18 protein-coding genes are annotated in these 18,779 nt (G+C 57.8%); 7 read left to right on the top strand and 11 right to left on the bottom strand.

Translation table 11 applies throughout. From position 1 onward, the window contains the following. Nucleotides 1-132 precede the first annotated feature (132 nt). Nucleotides 133-1,110, top strand: a complete 978-nt coding sequence (locus ACR0D6_RS22400; RefSeq protein WP_480767151.1) for an HpcH/HpaI aldolase/citrate lyase family protein — start codon at nucleotides 133-135, stop codon at nucleotides 1,108-1,110. A gap of 290 nt (nucleotides 1,111-1,400) precedes the next feature. Here ACR0D6_RS22400 and ACR0D6_RS22395 read toward each other — a convergent pair whose 3' ends face one another. The 9 genes from ACR0D6_RS22395 to ACR0D6_RS22355 form a co-directional block, all read right to left on the bottom strand. Further along, nucleotides 1,401-2,717 carry an HlyD family type I secretion periplasmic adaptor subunit gene (locus ACR0D6_RS22395; protein ID WP_170657589.1) on the bottom strand — a complete coding sequence of 439 codons (1,317 nt, stop codon included), beginning with the start codon at nucleotides 2,715-2,717 and terminating at the stop codon, nucleotides 1,401-1,403. Then, nucleotides 2,710-4,389, bottom strand: a complete 1,680-nt coding sequence (locus ACR0D6_RS22390; RefSeq protein WP_480767150.1) for a type I secretion system permease/ATPase — start codon at nucleotides 4,387-4,389, stop codon at nucleotides 2,710-2,712. Before ACR0D6_RS22390 ends, ACR0D6_RS22395 begins: the two co-directional genes overlap by 8 nt. 442 nt (nucleotides 4,390-4,831) lie before the next feature. Further along, nucleotides 4,832-5,464 (bottom strand): cytochrome c3 family protein, encoded by a 633-nt coding sequence (locus tag ACR0D6_RS22385; protein WP_480453236.1) that lies wholly within the window; start codon nucleotides 5,462-5,464, stop codon nucleotides 4,832-4,834. Next, a complete protein-coding gene (locus ACR0D6_RS22380; protein ID WP_170657583.1) occupies nucleotides 5,464-5,937 on the bottom strand; it encodes a nitrate reductase cytochrome c-type subunit in 474 nt (157 codons plus the stop codon). The genes ACR0D6_RS22385 and ACR0D6_RS22380 overlap by 1 nt, the downstream gene beginning before the upstream one ends. Nucleotides 5,938-5,941: 4 nt before the next feature. Further along, nucleotides 5,942-8,443, bottom strand: a complete 2,502-nt coding sequence (gene napA / locus ACR0D6_RS22375; RefSeq protein ID WP_480767149.1) for a periplasmic nitrate reductase subunit alpha — start codon at nucleotides 8,441-8,443, stop codon at nucleotides 5,942-5,944. Nucleotides 8,444-8,464: 21 nt separating this feature from the next. Continuing rightward, a complete protein-coding gene (locus tag ACR0D6_RS22370) occupies nucleotides 8,465-8,725 on the bottom strand; it encodes a chaperone NapD (RefSeq protein WP_480767148.1) in 261 nt (86 codons plus the stop codon). After that, a complete protein-coding gene (napF, locus tag ACR0D6_RS22365) occupies nucleotides 8,718-9,218 on the bottom strand; it encodes a ferredoxin-type protein NapF (RefSeq protein WP_170657577.1) in 501 nt (166 codons plus the stop codon). The genes ACR0D6_RS22370 and napF overlap by 8 nt, the downstream gene beginning before the upstream one ends. Nucleotides 9,219-9,226: 8 nt before the next feature. Then, nucleotides 9,227-9,403, bottom strand: coding sequence for a periplasmic nitrate reductase, NapE protein (locus ACR0D6_RS22360; RefSeq protein WP_480453244.1), 177 nt, complete (start codon nucleotides 9,401-9,403; stop codon nucleotides 9,227-9,229). Between the two features lie 226 nt (nucleotides 9,404-9,629). After that, on the bottom strand, nucleotides 9,630-11,165 hold the full coding sequence (locus ACR0D6_RS22355) for an alkaline phosphatase family protein (protein ID WP_480767147.1): 1,536 nt from the start codon (nucleotides 11,163-11,165) through the stop codon (nucleotides 9,630-9,632). 310 nt (nucleotides 11,166-11,475) lie between these two features. On the opposite strand from ACR0D6_RS22355, the gene ACR0D6_RS22350 reads away from it, so the two are divergent. The 3 genes from ACR0D6_RS22350 (at nucleotide 11,476) to ACR0D6_RS22340 (ending at nucleotide 14,181) form a co-directional block, all read left to right on the top strand. Further along, nucleotides 11,476-12,555, top strand: coding sequence for a helix-turn-helix domain-containing protein (locus tag ACR0D6_RS22350; RefSeq protein ID WP_480767146.1), 1,080 nt, complete (start codon nucleotides 11,476-11,478; stop codon nucleotides 12,553-12,555). 112 nt (nucleotides 12,556-12,667) lie between these two features. Then, nucleotides 12,668-13,255: a hypothetical protein gene (locus tag ACR0D6_RS22345; RefSeq protein WP_170657571.1), complete on the top strand. Its 588-nt coding sequence runs from the start codon at nucleotides 12,668-12,670 to the stop codon at nucleotides 13,253-13,255. Continuing rightward, the gene (locus ACR0D6_RS22340; RefSeq protein ID WP_170657569.1) at nucleotides 13,249-14,181 is read left to right on the top strand and encodes a M48 family metalloprotease; all 933 of its coding nucleotides are present in this window, start codon (nucleotides 13,249-13,251) and stop codon (nucleotides 14,179-14,181) included. The genes ACR0D6_RS22345 and ACR0D6_RS22340 overlap by 7 nt, the downstream gene beginning before the upstream one ends. 24 nt (nucleotides 14,182-14,205) lie before the next feature. Here the strand turns inward: ACR0D6_RS22340 and ACR0D6_RS22335 are convergent, their stop codons facing one another. Then, nucleotides 14,206-15,042, bottom strand: a complete 837-nt coding sequence (locus ACR0D6_RS22335) for a MurR/RpiR family transcriptional regulator (protein WP_170657567.1) — start codon at nucleotides 15,040-15,042, stop codon at nucleotides 14,206-14,208. A 205-nt stretch (nucleotides 15,043-15,247) separates the two neighbouring features. Between ACR0D6_RS22335 and ACR0D6_RS22330 the strand changes: the two genes are divergently transcribed. The 3 genes from ACR0D6_RS22330 (at nucleotide 15,248) to ACR0D6_RS22320 (ending at nucleotide 18,193) form a co-directional block, all read left to right on the top strand. Beyond that, nucleotides 15,248-15,766: a TRAP transporter small permease subunit gene (locus ACR0D6_RS22330; RefSeq protein WP_170657593.1), complete on the top strand. Its 519-nt coding sequence runs from the start codon at nucleotides 15,248-15,250 to the stop codon at nucleotides 15,764-15,766. Further along, entirely contained in the window at nucleotides 15,766-17,091 is a 1,326-nt protein-coding gene (locus ACR0D6_RS22325) for a TRAP transporter large permease (protein ID WP_480453253.1), read from the top strand. Before ACR0D6_RS22330 ends, ACR0D6_RS22325 begins: the two co-directional genes overlap by 1 nt. A 67-nt stretch (nucleotides 17,092-17,158) precedes the next feature. Continuing rightward, complete coding sequence (locus tag ACR0D6_RS22320) at nucleotides 17,159-18,193, top strand: TRAP transporter substrate-binding protein (protein WP_480453254.1); 1,035 nt, start codon at nucleotides 17,159-17,161, stop codon at nucleotides 18,191-18,193. A gap of 68 nt (nucleotides 18,194-18,261) precedes the next feature. Here the strand turns inward: ACR0D6_RS22320 and ACR0D6_RS22315 are convergent, their stop codons facing one another. Then, a complete protein-coding gene (locus ACR0D6_RS22315; RefSeq protein ID WP_480767145.1) occupies nucleotides 18,262-18,627 on the bottom strand; it encodes a cupin domain-containing protein in 366 nt (121 codons plus the stop codon). Nucleotides 18,628-18,779: the final 152 nt, after the last annotated feature.

The raw sequence follows: 18,779 nt of genomic DNA, 5'->3' as shown, positions 1-18,779 counted from the left end.
GGCCCGCGAAGCTATGGGATTCCGCGTCATCAAAAACCTCAACCAATTCTTCAACGGTAAAAAACCTCAAGACAGAGTGATTTGACCCGTCGAACGAACGCCTAAACCCAACCACTGACTTAGGAACTGATCATGAGCTTCTATTCGATCGAACAGGCCCCCGCCCGCCTGAACCGCAGCGAACTGGCCGTCCCCGGCAGCCAACCCGGAATGTTCGAAAAGGCCGCGAAATCGGACGTGGACGTCATTTTCCTTGATCTGGAAGACGCCGTTGCACCGGACGAAAAGGAACAGGCGCGCAAGAACATTATTGAGGCGCTGAACGACATTGACTGGGGCAACAAATCCATGTCCGTGCGCATCAACGGGCTGGACACCCATTACATGTACCGCGATGTGGTTGAAGTGGTCGAGCAGGCCGGCGAGCGGCTGGATCTGATCATGATCCCCAAGGTGGGCACCGCCGCTGACGTCTACGCCGTTGACATGATGGTTACCCAGATCGAGGACGCCAAAGGCTACAAAAAGCGGATCGGGTTCGAACACATCATCGAAACCGCGCTTGGCATGCAGAATGTGAGCGAGATCGCGGCGGCCTCGAAACGCAACGAAAGCCTGCATTTCGGTGTTGCGGATTACGCCGCCTCAACCCGCGCGCGTACTACGATCATCGGCGGTGTGAATCCGGACTATTCTGTCCTGACTGATCCGGACGCGGACAGCAATCGCGCGACACACTGGGGTGACATGTGGCACTATGCGCTGGCCCGAATGGTTGTTGCCGCGCGCGCCAACGGTCTGCGCCCGATCGACGGCCCGTTTGGTGATTTTCAGGATCCTGATGGGTACCGTGCCGCTGCAAAGCGCGCCGCCGTACTAGGCTGTGAAGGCAAGTGGGCGATCCATCCCAGTCAGGTTGCGCTTGCGAACGAGGTCATGTCGCCATCCGAGGCCGAAGTGACCAAGGCGCAACGCATTCTTGTTGCCATGTCCGAAGCCGAAGCTGCCGGCAAGGGCGCCGTGTCTCTCGATGGCCGGCTGATCGACTATGCCTCAATCCGTCAGGCCGAGGTTCTGGTGCAGAAAGCAGACCAGATCGCGGCGGCCTGATTGGTCCTGGTGGGACGCCGGGTATCCCTGCGTCCCACTGTCTAAAACCGGTCGTTGCTTACAGCGCGACCAAAACCGAATAGGAACCCACTGCAAGTGCGGCTGCGCCGACCAGCGCCAGCAAGCCCACAAGCTCTTTCACAATCTGTGGCATCAAAACCTTCCCCCAGGAACGTTAAGTTTGCCGGGAAATACCTGATTGTGACCGCTCCGAGAATTGCCGATGCGGAATAGTCGGGTTGCGCTGAGCTCATGCCAACAAGATTTGCGTGTCCTGTTTCAAGCCCGCATCATTCACGGAAGGCTTTGGTAAAGTAATCCGTCAGCGGTTTGGTTAGATATGTCAAAGGCGTGCGTTCGTCGGTTTTAAGCAGCGTTTCCACTGGCATACCGGGCAGCAGGGCCTGACCGTTCAACTTGGCAAGCTCGCTGTCGTCCATGACGACTTCGGCACGATAGTACGAAAACCCGGAATTCTCGTCCGTGAAGGCATCCGCCGAGACGTTGAACACCTCACCTTCCAGTTCCGGGGTTTCGCGCTGATTAAACGCGGGGAACCGCAATTGCACCGGCTGGCCGACAAAGACCTGGTCAATGTGGATGGCGTCGACCCTAGCCGCAACCAACAGCGGCGTGTCCTGCGGCACCACATACATCATGGGCTCTGCTGGCTGAATGACTGATTGCACTGCAAAGACCTGGCTACCGTAAACAACGCCGGTTACAGGCGACCGAATATCCAAACGCGACAGGCGTTCGGTCAACGTCAAACGGCGCTCGAACAGCTCGGTCAGCTGGAACTGAATGTCTCTGAGAGTGGTGATGGCTTCTTCGCGACGTGTTGCGGCCAGTTCCAGTATCTCGATTTCCGTCGTCGCAATCTCACCTTTGAGCCGTGCCACCGTGGCTTCAAGCCGCCCGATTTCACCGTTCAGACCGGCCTCTTCCCGCTGCAGGGCAAGAACGCGGCTGGTTTGAGTCAGCCCGCGTGACAGCAGATCCTGCTGATCCTCAAGCTCATCCGTGATCAATTCGACCTGCCGCGTCAGCGAAACAAGCTGCGCCTCAGTGCCCTTGATTTCGCTTTCGATCTGAATGCGTTGCTCCTGCAACTGCTCGGACTGCTTCGCAAGGGTTTCCTTGCGGGCCACAAACAGGCTGCGCTGGCCTTCGATCAGATCTTTGGTGCCGCTTTCCTGCTCAATCAACTGGGCGTAACGATCATCGAGCTCGGCTTCGCCAATTCCGTCCCGCTCGGCCTCAAGCCGCACTTTGCGGGCCAGCAGCTCGAACAGCTGGCTTTCGACAATAGCGTTTTCCGAAGACAGGAAAGTGGCGTCAAGTTTCAGCAGCAAATCGCCTTCGGCGACCCTGTCCCCATCCCGGACATAGAGTTCACCCACAACACCGCCATCGGGGTGTTCCACCACCTGACGGTTGCTTTGCACTTCAACCACACCCGAGGACACAATGGCACCGGCCAGTTGTGTTTGCGTGCTCCATATCCCAAGACCGCCAACCAGAATTGCCAGAGCGACAAACCCTACGATCGTGGGAAAACTCGCGTTCCAGGCAGGCCGCGCCGGTCGCGTCGATATATCAGCCATCGGTGCCTCCTTTGCCGAACTGGCGTTTGATGACTCCGGCGTTCTGGACCATCGAACTGAGAACTTCATCGCGGCTGCCCAGCTTGACGATCTGGCCACGTTCGACCACGGCAAGGCTGTCACATTCGGAAATAGCCTGCGGTCTGTGTGTCATGATGATCACCGCCTTGCCCGCTGCCTTGAGTTCACGCACCGCCGCATTCAACGCTTCGGTCCCATCCGCATCCAAGGCCGAATTCGGTTCGTCGAGGATCAGCAAAACCGGCTCACCATACAGCGCGCGGGCCAATGCGATCCTTTGTTTTTGTCCACCGGAAAGTTGGCTGTCGTTGCCCTCAAGAAACGTGTCATACCCTTTCTCAAGGGTCAGGATCAGCTCATGCGCGTTTGCCTTTTTGGCTGCGGTAACAACGTCTTCCGGGTCCGGGTTCTGGGACAGACGGGCGATGTTTTCGGCCACCGTTCCATTAAACAGCGTCACCTGCTGCGGCAGGTATCCAATGTGACTGCCCAGATCGACGGGATCGTATTGATCCAGCGTTGCCCCCCCAAGCCGGATCTCTCCGGCAGCAGCAGGCCAAAGTCCCAACAGCGCTTTGGCCAGCGTGGTTTTCCCGGATCCGCTTTTCCCGATCACACCAAGCGCCTCGCCCGGAGCAAGCTTGAAATTCGCATTTCGCAGGGTGGGCGCGGACGCACCGGGCGGGATCACCGTCAAACTTTGCACTTTCACCTGAGCTTCGGGCACTGGCAGCTTTGTGCGCTTGTCTTCCGGCGGCACTGAATCAAGGAATTTGTTGAGCGACTTCCACGCGGACTGCGCCCGTTCGATCATCGCCCACTGACCGATTGCCTGTTCGATCGGCGCCAAGGCGCGGCCCAGCAGGATCGTACCTGCAATCATCGCACCGCCGGTCATTTCGTTCTTCAGAACAAGATAAGCACCCAGCGCCAGCATGGCCGATTGCAAGAACAATCGCAGTGATTTCGTCAGTGCCGTAAAGCTACCGGTCCAGTCACTGGCAGCGATCGTTTGCCTGAGAGCATCTGTGCGTTGAACAAGCCATCGCGCAGTGACAGCATCCTGCATCCCCTGCGAGCGGACAACTTCGGCGCCCTGCCGGGCTTGTTCGGAAAACGCATTGGCGCGCGCCGATGCAACCTTGGCAGCGGCAACTCTGTTACGCGTCAAAGCCTGGTTCAGAAGGGCGATGATGACAAGCAACACGCCGCCACCAACGGCCAGCCAACCCAGCATGGGATGGAAGATAAAGATCGCCGCCAGAAAGAACGGCGTCCATGGAACGTCCATCACGGCCAGCAGAACCGGCGACGAACACAGTGCCTGAATCGATTCCAGATCGCGCAGCGCCATGGCGGGCGCCGAACGGGCATGGGGATGAACGGACTGAAGCAGCGTCGCGTTAAAGACCCGCTCATCAAGTTCCGACTGGAAACGCGCACCGAACCGGGCCACGATCCGGCCGCGGGCATAATCCAGCATTGCCATCAAAAGATACAAAAGCGCGACCAGAATAAAAAGCGCCGTCAGCGTTTCAAACGACCGTGACCCCAGAACGCGGTCGTAAACCTGCAGCATGAACAGCGGTCCGGTCAGCATCAGCAGATTCACGAAAATGCTGAACAGGAACGCCAGCCCAATAAATCGCATGCCGTGATTTCGGGCAGTCCCCAACTCATTGCTGGGTCGATTTGCGGTTTTGTTTTTCATTGGGCCCGGGCTGCTCCGTCTGCTTTCAGCGTGGCTCGTTTAAACTGTTCCGCCGCCGCACTTAAGGTCCCCACTTGGAATTTGGGCCGACACTAGCAAGATACCGCCCACCTTGTCTTGTTAAATCCCTGTGACTCAGCCGAACACCTAAGTGAAAGCACATTGGATAGCCAGCCGACATTGACCAGATTCCAAATGGTTACGCCATCGGGCAGGTGCAGCCATGCACCTCCTGCCCCGCTTGGGGCACAGCATTGGGCGCGATGCGCGCCGAGTCGCCGAATGAGCGGTGATTGGGCCAAAAACCGAATGACGGAACAGAAAAGGCCGCCAGCTTTGACAAGCTTGGCGGCCGAATCCTACGGGTCACACCGGTGAGGCGTTACTGGTCCAGATAGGTTGCCAGTTCCGCCGTTTTGGCCGGCGCAATGTTCAGTGAAGCGTGGCTCATGTCAGGTAACTGGTGCGCAATGCCCTTATGGCAGTTGATACAGGTCTTTTCGCCCGTGAACAAAAACCGCTCATGCGCTTCGGCGGCACGTGCGCTCTGGCGCGTGATGTCCATCGATTCCGCCGAATGGCAGTTGCGGCATTCCAACGAGTCATTCGCCTCAAGCCGCGCCCACTCGTGCTGGGCCAGTTCTATGCGCTTTTCCAGAAACTTCTCGCGGGTGTTGATGGTTCCAAAGATTTTGCCCCAGACCTCTTTGCTGGCCTGCATCTTGCGCGCAATCTTGTTGGTCCATTCATGGGGCACGTGGCAATCCGGACAGGTGGCCCGCACACCGGAGCGGTTCGAATAGTGGATCGTGGGCTTAAGTTCGACAAACACGTTGTCACGCATTTCGTGGCAACTGGTGCAGAACTCTTCGGTATTGGTCAGTTCCAGGGCGGTGTTGAATCCACCCCAGAAAATGACGCCCATCACAAATCCGCCCATGGTCAGGAAACCCAGCGAATAGTGGACGCTGGGGCGCCGTATGACACCCCAAATACGCTTGACGAATCCCAGCATCAGTCGGTGCCCCCCTGCTGGCTCTGAACGTATTCAAGAACCGAGTCGATATCGACAAAGCCGTTTTCCACCAGAGGCCGGGCGTCGGACTGCACGACGTGGCACTGGTTGCAGAAATATCTGCGCGGGGTGACTGATGCGAGGAACTGATTGTCCCGGCTCATGAAGTGAGTGATCGACACCATGGGGGCCTGACTGACCTCAATCGCGGCGCGGCTGTGGCAGGTCAGGCATTTGTTGGCATGCAGGTCGATCTGATAGCCGTCAATCTTGTGGGGGATCAGTGGCGGTTGCTCAGGATAGTTGCGGACCTGCCGCAGATCAGAATTCACCACTCCGGCAATCGACGGCGGTTCGGCATTGTCGGCCAACGGGGTGCCCCCCCGCAAAGTGGCGACCGATTGTTGGGCAAGTGCGGCACCGCCGATGGCTGTCGCCAGAATGGCGGCGATCAAAGCTGTCTGACGTTTCATGTCCTTATACTCCCACCGGTACGATCTTGACCGCGCATTTCTTGAAATCGGTCTGTTTCGACAGAGGATCGGTCGCATCCAACGTGACCTTGTTGATCAGCTGACGCGCATCGAACCACGGCACGAATATCAGCCCCTTGGGCGGCTTGTTCCGGCCACGGGTTTCGACCCGGCTGACGATGTTGCCACGGCGCGATTCCACCTTGACCGCCGAGCCGCGGCGCACGCCCATGGCTTTGGCATCGTCGGGATGCATATAGACCAGCGCGTCGGGAATTGCCTTGTGCAGTTCGGGCACCCGCTGGGTCATCGAACCCGAATGCCAGTGTTCCAGCACACGGCCCGTCGCCAGCCAGAACGGATACTCTTCGTCCGGGGTTTCGGGTGCGGGTTCGAACGGCAGGGCAAAGATCACTGCCTTGCCATCCGGCTTGCCGTAGAATTCGAAATCCGCGCCCGGCGTCACGTAAGGATCATACCCTTCCTTGAAGCGCCACTGGGTTTCCTTGCCGTCCACGACGGGCCAGCGCAGGCCGCGAACTTCGTGATAGGTATCGAACGGCGCAAGATCGTGGGCCTTGCCACGCCCGAATTCGGCGTATTCCTCGAACAGACCCTTCTGGATGTAGAACCCGAAATCTTCGGATTCGTGGTTGCCGTATTCAATGGCCTTTTCGGTCAGCTCAAACTGATCGACCTGACCATTGGCAAAGAGCACTTCGAACAGGGTCTTGCCCTTGTATTCGGGGTTGGCATCCAAAAGCTCGGCGGGCCAGACTTCATCGGTGGTGAACCGCTTGGAGAATTCGGCCAGCTGCCACAGGTCCGACTTGGACTCGCCCGGCGCGTCGACCAGCTGATACCAGAACTGGGTGCGGCGCTCGGCGTTGCCATAGGCACCTTCCTTTTCGACCCACATGGCGGCAGGCAGGATCAGGTCGGCGGCCTCGGCTGTTACGGTCGGATAGGCGTCGGATACCACGATGAAGTTGTCGGGGTTGCGGTAACCCGGCAGCCCCTCTTCCATCATGTTCGGCGCGGCCTGCATGTTGTTGTTGACCTGCACCCAGTAGCAGTTGATCTCGCCATCTTTCAGTTTGCGGTTCTGCACCACCGCATGCGCGCCGTTCCAATCGGGCACAGTGCCCTCGGGCAGTTTCCAGATCTTTTCCGCAATGGCACGGTGTTCGGGATTCACCACAACCATGTCGGCGGGCAGACGGTGCGAGAATGTGCCAACCTCGCGCGCAGTACCGCAGGCCGAGGGCTGACCTGTCAGCGAGAACGGCGAGTTGCCGGGCGTTGAAATCTTGCCCGTCAGCAGGTGGATGTTGTAGATCATGTTGTTGACCCAGACACCGCGGGTGTGCTGGTTCACGCCCATGGTCCACAGCGACATGACCTTGGTATCCGGATCGGCATAAAGCTTGGCGATCTTTTCCAGGGTATCGGCCGGAACACCCGACATCTCGGCCGCTTTTTCCAGCGTGTATTCCGAGACGAATTCGGCGAATTCCTCAAACGTCATCTCTTCGGACGCGCCTGAGTTCGGGTTGGCGGCGGCCTGTTGCAGCGGGTGGTCGTCGCGCAGGCCATAGCCGATATCGGTGACGCCTTTGCGGAAATTCACGTGTTTGGAAACGAAATCTTCGTTCACCGCGCCATTCTGGATGATGTAGTTGGCGATATAGTTCAGCATCACCAGATCGGTCTGCGGCGTGAAAATCGCCGGGATGTCGGCCAGATCAAAGCTGCGATGCTGGAAGGTCGACAGGACGGCCACCTGAACGTGCGGGTGGCTGAACCGGCGGTCGGCGATGCGGGTCCACAGAATCGGGTGCATCTCGGCCATGTTCGAACCCCAGAGCACGAAGGCATCTGCGTTCTCGAAATCATCGTAGCAGCCCATCGGTTCGTCGATGCCGAAGGTCCGCATAAAGCCGCCCACAGCGGACGCCATGCAGTGTCGCGCGTTGGGATCGATGTTGTTCGAACGGAAACCAGCCTTCATCAGCTTGGATGCGGCGTAGCCTTCCCAGACAGTCCACTGGCCCGAGCCGAACATGCCGATGCCTTTGGGGCCTTTCTCGGCCAGCGTCTTTTTCCATTTTTCGGCCATGATATCGAAGGCCTCGTCCCACGAGACCGGCTCGAAATCGCCATCCTTGTCGAAAACGCCATCCTTCTTGCGCAGCAGCGGCTGGGTCAGCCGGTCCTTGCCGTACATGATCTTGGACAGGAAATAGCCTTTGACGCAGTTCAGGCCACGGTTCACTTCGGCCTCAGCATCCCCGTGTGAGGCGACGACACGGCCTGCCTTGGTGGCGACCATGATCGAACAGCCAGTGCCGCAGAAACGGCAGGGGGCCTTGGACCATTTCAGGTCGGTCAGTTGCGCGTCGGTAACAAGGTTCTGTGCCGCTGCGGGGATCGGAATGCCCGCCGCTGCGGCAGCGGCCGCCACGGCCTGCGCCTTGATGACATCACGTCTGGTTACTTGGGTCATGAAATCCTCCGGTTCCGGCGATTAAGCCAAGATTTCTGGGTCTGTTTCTGTTTGATGATAAACCAGCGAGGCGCTCGCGACGCCGTCGATCAGGTTTAACTGGTTCAGGTAGTTTACGATTTCGGCCTCGCTTGGCGTAACAAGCGTGACAATGATCTTGCCTGTCGGATCGATGGCAGGCGTTTCCGCGACCGGAATTTTATGAATCTCGGCAACGACCGAATCCAGTTGATCCGGGTCGGCCAGCACCATCAGGCTCGAGATATGTTCCAATTCAGCCATTTGGCATTCCTTGCGTTGGCGCGCGGACGCTGATGGCACCCACCGGACATACCGGCAGGCAAGCACCGCAGCCCGAGCAGGATTCTGTATCAACCACGATCCGGCCCACAGGACGTTGAGACAGATCAAGTCGCAGTGCCGTCTGATCACAGCTGTCGGTGCACAACTGGCATCCTATGCCATGTTCCAGCATGCAACCCGGTTGAATGACTGCAATCACGTCCCAGGGCGTCTGGTTTACCGGCGCGAAGACATCTTCGTTACATGCCTCGGCACACGCGCCACAAAAGGTGCACTCACCAGCATTGAAATCCAGGGCGGGCGTTCCGGCATAGGCGGAAAACAGGATGTTCTCCGGACATTTCCTGATGCAGTCTCCGCAGCCGGTGCACTGTTTTCGGATTGCAATCTCAGTGGCCCAGGGCGGGCGCTGCAAATCCGATCTGCGGAATTTTGACTGGCGTTCAGCACGGGCTGTCAGCTGGTCGTTCATTCAAGCCTCTAGCCAGCCGGGGGGCCGTTTATGATCTGCAGCATCCAGATTAGAAAACCCCATCCGCCCACGATCGCAACCGCCAGAGCCGGGGCAAGGAAGACCGCTAGCAGCAGGAATGCTGTACGCTCATCACCCTGAGAGCTTTGGGTTGGCTCAGATGTGGCAGGCATACCGTCCGACATGGCAAGCGCCTCCATTCTCGTTCGCTGTGATTGAGCTTAGCCAGCGAAAATCAACCTGTCTACGCCGCCAAACCCAACAACCGGCCATCATACCGGTCGCCGATTCCGGGACTAACCTAACCTGTTGAAAGGTTGAACATTTATCTCACCCACATGTTTTTGTTAAATGTTCTTCACCTTTGCCGGACGATGCGGGAAATTCCGGAACCAGACATCCACGCACGGCTCATTCGAATCTTTGGCGTAGCTTGGCACCATCCGGCGTGATCGAATACAAGGACAATGTGTGGTCCGTGTTTCGCATCCGGTGACGCAGCATTTGTCGGCCCAGCCGCGCGAGATCTGCCGCATATTCCGGATTTCCAGCAACGTTTTCCATCTCGCCCTGCCCGTTGTGGTCGAACAGCATCGGGGGAAGGTCAGCCGCGAATTCGACCAGCGTAAATCGCTCGTCGCGCAGGATGCTCAGGCAGGAGTCGTTATTGTCCGTGCCCAGATCGCGTTGCCACCTTGTCGGGGCCTCGGGTTCTGAAAAATCCAATTCGCTAAAGGAATACCCCCGCCAGTCTGCAGGCGTTTCCCCTGTGAGCAGGGGCATCAACGACCTGCCGTCCATGGAATTGGGAATGCCCTGCCCAACCCAATCCAGAATAGTAGGCGTGATGTCGATGGATTCCGTTGGTGCATTCACCTCGGCGCCAGCCTGATCCTGATTGCCCGGCACCCGTATCATAAGCGGCGTTCGGTATGCTGCATCATAGACGGTCATTTTGCCCCAGGAATGGCGATCGCCCAGCATCTCTCCGTGATCGGCAGTGATCACGATTAAGGTGTTGTCATACTGACCGCTGTCTTTCAGATATGCCACGACACGGCCAATGTGATGGTCGACCTCGGTCGCCAGACCCAGATAGACTGCGCGCAAGGTTCGGATGTTTTCGTCCGTCGGCTCGACCTCATCAAAGCCTTCCACAAAATCACTCGCTTCATAGCTATCCATCGTCGGGCCAAAGAACGGATGCACAGCATGCTCATCCCCCGGCGACGGCAAGCGTGTCGGCAAAGGGATATCCGCCGGATCATACATGTCGTTGTATGGCGCTGGTGCAACCAAGGGCGGATGCGGACGTATATAGGTTAGATGGGCGAACCAGTTCTGCTTGTGGAAGGCAACGATGTTGTCCAGAAACGCGTCGGTCAGAAAGGCGGTATCGCTGTCTTCCGCCGCATAAAGCGCCGGGTCGTTCAGCTTGCGCGCTCCCCCATCCTTCGAGGTCGGCTTGTAAACATCCCAATAGGTTTCAAAGTCATAACCCTTGCGCATCAGGTGTGATTGCCACGGAAAGGATTCCTCCAGCCGCATCTCGGTGATCTCGTGAAACCCGACCATTGGCTGCTCATAGGATTTCAGGGCCGGATCGTTGGCATCGTGAACCCGTGGGTCAGCGGACGTGTCGGTATATCCGAACAGCATGGGCAGATACCCGGCCTTGCGCATCTCGGTCGCGATGTTCGGTGTGTCATGGCGCAGCGGTGTTCCGTTGCGAACCGAACGATGGTTCATGGCGTATTGCCCCGTCAGCAGCGATGCCCGCGACGGTCCGCACGGATTGGTTACGGAAAAATGCCGATTGAAGGACACGGCATCTTTCATGAACGCCCGCAGGTTCGGCAACGCGACCTGGCCTGCCAGCGCGCCGGCCAGACAGTCGGCCCGCAGTTGGTCTATGATGATGAACAGGACATTTCTGGTCTGCGGCATATCTGCACCCGATTCCAAGTATTCGACCCAGGCCAGACTTTGTCCCGCCCAACAGAGAAACGCAACAATTTATGGAGCTTTGACCACTTTAAGTGATGATATGGGTGCTTTTGTTGTCTTTGGACAAAAATTCTTGGGGAAATGCTGCGTTCACGACGTTTTCACGACGCCACACCCACAATATCTCATGCCCTGCACCAACCAAATTCCTCGGCCAGACAACCGACAAGTGGAAAATATGCGAAAGCACCACGCATGAAACCGGACTTGGCCCTTGAATGACACCCCAAAATGGCTGTGAATACGACTTATGAGCGGCGGAAAGAAATTGCAGGGTACCGATGGGGAAGAGTTCGAGGATCTGACCGCCAGTATCTATGACACTGATCCTACGGAAGAAGATGATCTGTGGTTTCTTCCCCCACTGGACGAAACCGAAGAAGAAGGCCCGATGCCTCTGCTGCGAACAGGGGCTGCAACACCCTTGTTCAACCCGGCAGAGTGGCGAGCAGCGCAGGATTCCCTGTCGGCGGAACTGGCGGACCTTGCGCTGACATTCGGCATGCTGGACGAACGGATGCGGTCCGGGCCCGAAGGTTGGCGGCACAGGCTGGCATTGCTCGAAGTTGCCGATCTTGGCTGGTGGACCGGAGATCGCATCAGCGCCGAACGATTGGCCTTGTGGATCGGCCTGCGGCTGGGTGCGACCGGAGACGACACATTGGCGCTGGCCCGCGCGGGATGGGCTGTGCGCCGCCTGACATCCGGCGCTGCGCCCAACGCGGGCGGATGGGAAGACGGGTTATCTGCATTTCTTGGGCGAACCACCCCCGCCGGTCACGAAGTCCCCGAAGCCGTCAGCGATCTGTCCGATGTGACAACATCCGCGGCGCACCTCCATCCAATGACGCAGTCTGCGATGATATTTCATGCGTGGCGGGCACTTGGTCAGGGGATGTCAAACGACGCAGAAGCGGCCGTTTTGGCCGCGCGCCACGGCGCCTCCGCGGGCCGAGGCGGTGCGCTTTTCATGCCGGTCTGCTTTTCCGGGCCCGGCGCGCTGAGGGGCATGGGCACGGCCGAGCAAAAACTGAACGCCTGGTACACAGGCGCCGCACAGGCGACCCTGGCGGCGCTATTGCTGATCGACAGGGTCAGCACCTGGCATGATCGCGCAGTTGAAGAAACGCGCGATTTGTCCGGACGCACGCCGCCTGCACTGATTGAGGTTCTGACCGCTTGGCCCATGATTACCGCCCCGCTGGCAGAGGAACTGACAGGCGCGTCCCGGGCCGCGGTTCAGCGCAATCTGGACAAACTTTCGCAACGTGGCCTGATCCGAGAGATCACCGGGCAAGGCCGCTACCGGGTCTGGACCGCCTCTGTATAAGGTGTAGCACCTGCCCGAAATCCGCGCCGAGACGGGGAAAACGGACCCACCCTTGATCGACTCGGCGTTTTCCCGGAACATTACCCTAGGTAAACTCATTCTACGGGGTCCCATGGACTCGATCATTTTGTTTCGCATTGCTGAACGTCTGACTTTGACCGCCGTCGTCATTCTTGTGGCGCTTGTGGTGATGATCGGATTTTGGAGAACCATCCAGAAGATCAATATTTCTCAAAACGAACATTTCGGACTGGCCGGGTCAGTCGCGTTTTCGACGCCGGTATTCGTCCTGCTTGCCATCATCGGCTATGCGTGGGTTTCTCTGGAGCATCCGATTCAGGTTGGTCAGGTGACACCCGATGAAGCCTCAATCCAGGCAACCGCAGGACAAGAGGCGGCGACCCTGACAACCGGCAATTTCGTGGGCTCAAGCCGAACCGCGACCGGCACGAATACCGGGTATGACGCAGCCATAACCCAACGGCGTCTGCGCAGCGTGAATTGCGCCCTACGAGGCAAGGATCTTGGCCAACGGACATCCGATGATATTGCCGAGATTAAACTGACGCTGATCCGGGACCTTTGGCAGGACGACTGGGGCGATCCGGTAACCTTTGCCGACTGGGTGCGCACTGGCGGAACCCCTGCCCCCAACGACCTCGTGCTTGAGGTCTGGGAGGAGGTTCATCCACTGTGCTGAAAGTCGCCGCCTTCGTTTCTCTACTGACGCTGGCCTCTCAGGCCGGAGCCCAGCTTTATACCGAGGACGAGCGCCGCCATACGTTCGAACGTGCCACACCTGACATCATCCGTGTGTTCAACGACGATATCGTTGGTAACCTGCCACGCGCGGATCGACCCCGCGCGGCGCAGGTCCGGCTGGAATTTCCGGATCGCGGGCCATCACCGCTGGCTTTTTTTGCCGACCCGGCCGAAGGCGTGATTTATATGCCCTTGGAGTCCATTCGTTTCTTTGACGATGTGGCAACGCTATTTGCATGGATCGAAAGCAAAGGCTGCGACCCGGCCGCACTGCAGGCCTATCTCTGGGCCAAACTCCGACAGGGACGGCCCCTGCCCTCGCCTCTGCGCGCGTTTCAGATCGACCGGGACACCGCCTTTGCCGATCCGTTCACCTTTAACGTATCGGGCAAGATCGTCAGTTCCGGCTTGCAGTTCATCCTTGCGCACGAACTTGGCCACATCATGCTAAACCATCAGCCGGGTCTGAGTGGCCAGGACAGTCAGGCACAGGAAATCGCAGCCGATGAATTCGCGCTGGATCATTTCTCACGCCTGGGGGGGCTGCCCATGGGGGTGTTCTGGTATTACATGGCGGCCTGGTGGCAGGATCCGATCGGCGGTACCGCGCGTGATGCCAGTACGCACCCGGTATCCCCCGAGCGAATTAGCCGCCTTGCGGAACGGATTGTCACTGATCCGATGGCCTTTTCCCATGGCGAACAGGACCCGGAACGAGAAATGCAGCTCGCCACTGAAATCGGCATGATGGTCGCAGAACTGGCAGAACTGATTGATGATGACGGGATGTTGTCCCTGATGCCTCTGACGCTTGAACGGGACTGGCCGGACAGCCGGTTGGCCACAGCCTGCCCTTCAGACTAAGCCATCAGTACCTGCCTCATCACCCTAACCCCGAAACAGCCGGGTGGACGAAAACATCGCTTCCAGTTCCTCGATCCGCTCTTTGCTTTCCTCCCATCGGGAATCCTGCACCTGCGCAATCAGCGCCTCGGAAATCAGTTGCAGCGAAATCGTGGAATCCCAGCTTGAGGGCGCCTCGACCAATCCGTGAAAGGTGAAATCGGCGCAACGACCGATGGGCGAACCCCACTGATCCGTGAACAGAACCACCTTAGCACCACGTTCCGACGCAATCCGGGCGAGCTTTTCCAGATGCGCCTCGTAGCGGCGGATATCGAACACCACCAGAACCGACGTCCGGTCCATGTCCAGCAGATATTGCGGCCAGACATTGCTGGAGTTGCTCATCATCGTCACGTTGGGACGAATGATTTGCATGTGGTTATAAAGATAATCGGCATTTGACCGGGTTATGCGCCCGCCAACGACATAAAGAGGACGGCTGGTATCCGCCATCAAACGGGCAACTTCGTCGAACATGGCGGTGTCGACACGTTCCAACGTATGGCGCATGTTGGTCCAGACGGCCTGAGCGAACCGTGTTAGCGCGTGTTCGGCAGTATCGTCCACCACCCAAGCGTCCCGTTTCGAGATCGGCTTTTTGATCTGGGCCGCAACCTCCTCACGCAGCGCTTCCTGGAGGTCCGGGAACCCGTGAAAACCCAGCTTTCGCGCCATGCGGATCACAGTTGGGGTCGAGACACGTGCGGCTGCAGCCAGCTTGGTGATCGATTGCAGACCAGCCATCGGATAGTCCTGCAACAGGACCGAGGCCAGCTGGCGCTCGGACCGAGTCAGCCCGTCGATCTCATCCTGCAGCATTTGTTTTACCAGACGGCTGGTTATCACACGCGGCCTCTTTTCTAGCTTTTGTTACAGAGTATGAACTAATGTAGCCTTGTCTACAGAGAATTTGTTGACAAGCGGGGGCTGGCTGCTCCCAATGTGAGAGACGGTGCAATTTGCGTCGGCAAGATCAATGAACCGCCTCCGGCTGATAGGTGGTCGCGACTACAGGGAAACAGGCATGAACCTGATGCGGAGATACATCCGGATCGTTGACGGGATGAACCGCTGGATTGGCCGCATCGTGATGTACGGCATCTTCGTGATGATGGGCATCCTGCTGTGGTCGTCGATTTCAAAGACCTTTTTCCTGCCATCCTTATGGACGCTGGAGGTCGCGCAATTCGCCATGGTCGCCTATTATATTCTTGGCGGACCATACTCGATCCAGATGGGATCGAACGTGCGGATGGATCTGCTCTACGGTGAATGGTCCAGCAAACGGCGGGCCTGGACGGATGCCTTCACCGTTCTGTTCCTGATCTTCTATATAGCCGTCCTGATCTATGGCGGTTGGGATTCGCTGAGCTATTCCCTGCAATACGGCGAACGCAGCCCCACGGCGTGGCGACCCTATCTGTGGCCCATCAAGACGATCATGCTGTTTGGGTTAGGACTGATGCTGCTGCAGGCCGTATCCGAACTATGCAAGGATATCATGCGCATACGCGGCGAAGATATCCCACGAGAGGTGATCTGATGTCTTACGAACTGATCGCCACAATCATGTTTTCAACCATGATGCTGATGTTGCTGACGGGCCAGCGGGTCTTTGGCGCCATCGGTTTTGTCGCCGTAGTGTTTTCCCTGCTGCTATGGGGGGACCGGGGTGGGTATGATTTAGGCTTTGCCGCCGCGGTGAAGCTGATGAAATGGTATCCGCTGCTGACGCTGCCGATGTTCATCTTCATGGGGTATGTTCTGTCGGAATCCAAAATCGCGGACGATCTTTATAAAATGTTCCACGTCTGGATGGGCGGCCTGAATGGCGGGCTGGCCATTGGCACGATCGGCCTGATGGTTCTCATATCAGCGATGAACGGGTTGAGCGTTGCGGGAATGGCCATCGGGGCGACCATTGCCCTGCCAGAGCTGCTGAAGCGTGGTTATGACAAAAGGATGGTGACAGGCGTTATTCAGGCCGGGTCATCTTTAGGCATTCTCGTGCCGCCATCCGTTGTACTGGTTCTGTACGCAATGATCGCACGGCAGCCTGTGGGACAACTGTGGCTGGCCGGAGTGGTTCCGGGCCTGATGATGGCTACGATGTTCATCCTCTACATAGCCATCCGCTGCCGCATAAATCCCGATCTGGGTCGCGCCCTGCCTGCGGAAGAGCGTGATGTGCCGATGTCAGAAAAACTGGCCCTCCTGCGTGCGGGCCTGCTGCCGTTGGCTATCTTTGCCGCCATGATGGTGCCGTTCGTGAATGGCTGGACCTCGCTGGTGGAAAGCTCAGCGATCGGGGCGCTGACCGCTTTCATGGCTGCGGTATTGAAGGGCCGGATGACGCGCGCCGTGTTTGAGACGTCGGTGCGATCCACGCTGGGCATTACCTGCATGTTCATGTGGATCATTCTTGCCGCGCTGGCCTTTGGTGCCGTGTTCGACGGGCTGGGCGCAGTCAAGGCGATTGAGAACCTGTTTACTGAGCGGCTGGGACTGGATCCTTGGCTGATCCTGATCCTGATGCAGCTCAGCTTTATTCTGATGGGCACGTTTCTGGACGACACCGCCATGCTGGTAATCGTGGCCCCGCTTTATGTCCCGCTGGTCAAGGCGCTGGGTTTCGATCTGATCTGGTATGGTGTGCTGTACACCATCACCACGCAGATCGCCTATATGACCCCACCATTCGGCTACAATCTGTTCCTGATGCGCGCCATGGCCCCGCCCGAGATTACTTTGCGGGACATCTATGGCTCCATCCTGCCGTTCGTGATGGTCATGGCGCTGGCCCTGGCAATCATAATGACCTTTCCACAGATCGCGCTGTGGTTACCCGAATACATCTACAACAAGTGACCCCGGAAAAAACCGGGGCAAAAACGGAGAGCATTCAAAACACGTCAACCATTTTGGGAGAGAGAGTATGACGACAAGACGCAAGTTTATCAAAGGGGCCGCCGCAGCGCCCGCTGCCGCCGCACTGGCAACGCCGGCACTGGCACAGGGGACCATCACCTGGCGATTGCAGACCTATGCAGGTCCCTCGCTGGCAGAACACGTTCTGGACCCTGCGATCAAGATGTTCAATGAAATTGCGGGCGACCGCATGCAGATTGAAACCTTCTATTCCAATCAGATTGTGCCTACCGAAGAGTTGTTCCGTGCATTGCAACGCGGCACCATAGATGCGGTGCAATCGGATGATGACTCGATGGCGTCACCCACCGAGGTCACTGTTTTCGGAGGATATTTCCCGTTTGCGTCACGCTATTCCCTTGATGTTCCGGTGCTGTTCAACCAATACGGGCTGAATGAAATCTGGGACGAGGAATATTCCAAGGTCGGCGTGAAACACATCTCGGCCGGGGCCTGGGATCCGTGCCATTTTGCCACCAAGGATCCAATCAACAGCCTGGCCGACCTGCAGGGCAAACGCATCTTTACCTTCCCGACGGCGGGCCGTTTCCTCAGCCAGTTCGGCGTCGTTCCGGTAACCCTGCCGTGGGAAGACATCGAGGTCGCGGTGCAGACAGGCGAGTTGGATGGCATCGCATGGTCAGGCATCACCGAAGATTACACCGTCGGCTGGGCGGATGTGACAAACTACTTCCTGACCAACAACGTCTCGGGCGCATGGGCGGGCCATTTCTTTGCCAACATGGATCGCTGGAACGAGCTGCCGGATGATCTGAAAACCCTGTTCAAGGTTTGCGCGGATCAATCCCACTACTATCGCCAGTGGTGGTACTGGGGCGGCGAGGCCTCGCTGCGTGTGAACGGCGACAAGCTGAAACTGACCACGATCCCGGATGAAGAATGGGCAACCGTCGAAGAGGCGGCCGTCAAGTTCTGGGACGAGATCGCGGCGGAAAGCCCCACAAAGGCAAAAGTCGTCGAAATCTTCAAGCAGTACAACGCCGTCATGCAAAAAGCCGGGCGTCCATATCGCTACGGATGATCAAAAGAAACGCCGCCCGATGCGATATTGGGCGGCGTTCGACACAGCGTCTGCATGTGTCAAGAAACTCAGTTCGACGTATCCCGGATCACGAAATGCTTGGTCGTGGTCTCAATTACTTCCCAGTAACCCCGAAAGCCATCCGGAATCATGAAAGACGCGCCAGCGCGAAAATCCTGTCGCGTGCCATCCTCGTGAATCAAAGCGCAATGCCCGGAAACGATATAGCAGTATTCATCCTTATCGGTGAATGCATGCCATTTTCCCGGCGTTGATGTCCACGTACCTGCAGAAAGTTTACCGTCAGGGCTGGTGAAATGCATACCGACCTGATGGTGAGGATCGCCCGCAACCACCCTGTCGGGCAGGTCCGAAAGACGCCGTTCGCTTTTGATCGGTGCTTCACTGTTCAGATCAATGACATGGGTTGTCATTTTCCATCTCCTTAAGAAAACACGCCCGACAGCCGAGCTGATGGGCGCGCTTGTTTGTCATGCCGTAACCCTATTGTTTACTGGGCGTTCATGTCGTTGGCGCTGACGCCTGCGACTGCGACGGGTTTTTTCATGGCGTCGCGGCGGAAGGG

The sequence above is a fragment of the Ruegeria sp. BJ6 genome, from assembly GCF_056537885.1.
Note: the sequence above shows the minus strand (reverse complement) of the source record. Positions and strands in the feature narration are given on the sequence as shown.